Here is a 2,533-nt window from a genome sequence, read left to right as displayed (position 1 = left end):
GAACAGACACCGGACGTCCTGCGCACCCCGGGCCTGGCCGGCACCGAGCCGTGGCTGCTGTCGGCCAAGAGCGCGGACGCGCTGCGCGAGCAGGCCCGCCGCCTCGCCGCCCTGGTACGGGACGACACCACCGCGAGCCCCGCCGAGATCGGCCACGCGCTGGCCACGACCCGCTCCTGCTTCGAGCACCGGGCGGCCGTCGTCGCCACCACCCGCGAGGAGTTCCTGACCGGCCTGGCCGCGCTGGCCGACGACACGACGGCCGCCGGCGTCGTGCGCGGCCGCGCCCGGCAGGGGAAAGTGGCGTTCGTCTTCCCCGGACAGGGCTCGCAGTGGCACGGCATGGCAGCCGAACTCCTTGAGACCTCACCGGTGTTCGCCCAGCGCATGACCGAGTGCGCCCAGGCACTGGCCCCCCACACCGACTGGGACCTGCTGGAGGTCGTGCGCGGCACGGACAGCGGCTGGCTCACCCGCGTCGACATGGTCCAGCCCGCCCTGTTCGCGGTCATGGTGTCCCTGGCACAGCTGTGGCACAGCCACGGCGTGCGGCCCGCCGCCGTCATCGGGCACAGCCAGGGCGAGATCGCCGCGGCGTGCGTCGCCGGAGCACTGAGCCTGAAGGACGCGGCGAAAGTGGTGGCCCTGCGCTCCAGGGCGCTGATCGCGCTCGCCGGCAAGGGCGGCATGCTCTCGGTGGCCCTGTCCGCCGACGACCTGGCCCCCCTGCTGCGGCGCTGGCAGGGCAGCCTGTGGCTCGCGGCCGTCAACGGCCCCCAGGCGTCCGTGGTCTCCGGGGACCCCGCCGCGCTGAGCGAACTCGAGACCCACTGCCGCGCCCAGAAGGTACGCACCCGCACCATCCCGGTGGACTACGCCTCCCACTCGGCACACGTCGAGGAGATCCGCGAACGGCTCCTGGCCGAACTGGCGGACGTGACCCCGCGCCGCGCCCGGATCACCTTCTGCTCGACCGTCACCGGCGCACCCCTGGACACCACCGGCCTCGACGCCGACTACTGGTACCGCAACCTGCGCGGCACGGTCCTGCTGGAGACCGCCACCCGGACCCTGCTCGAACAGGGCTACCGCACCTTCATCGAGGCCAGCCCGCACCCCGGCCTGACCATCGCCCTGCAGGACACCATCGCCGAGGCCGCGGCGGACGCCGTCGCCCTGGAGACCCTGCGCCGCCAGGACGGCGGACCGCACCGGTTCCTCACCTCCCTGGCCCAGGCACACGCCCACGGCGTGCAGGTCGAATGGGACTACGCGGGAGCACCCCGCACCGCCCTGCCGACGTACGCCTTCCAGCGCGAGCGCCACTGGCTGGACGCCCCCGCCCCGGCCGCCGCTGACGCCGGCTCCCTCGGCGTCGGCCCGCTGGGACACCCGCTGCTGAAAGCCGCGCTCCCCGCCGCCACCGGCGGTGAACTCGTCCTCACCGGACGGCTGTCGGCACGGGCACAGCCCTGGCTGCCCGACCACCAGGTGGCCGCACGGCCCGTCGTCCCCGGCACCGCCGTCGTGGAGATGGCACTGGCGGCCGGCGCCCAGGCCGGCTGCGACACCGTGGACGAGCTCACCCTGCGCCGGCCGCTGGTGCTGCCCGAGGACGGCGGCCTGCAGCTGCAACTGCGCATCACCGGCCCCGAGCCGGACCTGACCCGCCGCGCGGAACTGTACGCGCGCCCCGACGACGCCCCGGCATGGACCCACCACGCCTCCGCCGTCCTCGCACCGTCCCCACCCGCCCCCGACGACGGGCCCGGACCGCTCGCGGCATGGCCGCCGCCGGGCGCACAGCCCGTCGACACCACGGGCTTCTACGACGCACTGGCCGAGCGCGGCTACCACTACGGGCCCGCCTTCCGCGCACTGCGCGGCGCCTGGCGCAGCGGCGAGGAACTCTTCGCCGAGGTCGCCCTGGACGCCGCGCACCGCACCGACGCCGCCTCCTACCTGCTGCACCCCGCCCTCCTCGACGCCGCCCTGCACGTCATCGCGGTGCACGACACGACCCGGCTGCGGCTGCCGTTCTCCTGGAACGGCGTACGGCTGCGGGCCACCGCCGCCACCTCCCTGCGGGTACGGATCACCCCGCGCACAGCCGACAGCTACGCCGTCGAACTGGCCGACACCCAGGGCACGGTCGGCTCCGTCGAGGACCTCACGCTGCGCACCGTCGACCCCCGGCAGCTGGAGGCCGGCCACGCCGGCCACGCACTCCTGCGCCTCGACTGGACCCCCCTCGCCCTGCCCGCCGCACCCGCAGCCCCCCAGACCCTGGCGGTCCTGGGACCGCGCCCGCTGCTGGCCCACACCCCCCACTACCCGGACCTGGCCGCCGTCCCGCAGGACGTGACCACCGTCGTCGCGGACCTCACCGAACCACTGCCCGGCCCCCGCCCCACGGCACACCGGGCGCTCGCCCTGCTGCAGGCCTGGCTCGCCGACGAACGCTTCGGCGACGCCCGCCTGGTACTGCTCGTGGGCCCCGCCGAAGACCCCGCCCACGCCCCGGTCTGGGGCA

1 protein-coding gene is annotated in these 2,533 nt (G+C 75.5%); it reads left to right on the top strand.

What is annotated here, in order from left to right; all coding sequences use genetic code 11:
• Positions 1-2,533: acyltransferase domain-containing protein (locus CW362_RS42655; RefSeq protein WP_162684451.1), on the top strand; the 2,533-nt coding region annotated here is incomplete at both ends.

This window comes from Streptomyces populi (assembly GCF_002911015.1).
Lineage (GTDB): Bacteria > Actinomycetota > Actinomycetes > Streptomycetales > Streptomycetaceae > Streptomyces > Streptomyces populi.
The sequence above is the reverse complement of the archived record's forward strand: the minus strand, read 5'-3'. Positions and strand labels throughout refer to the sequence as shown.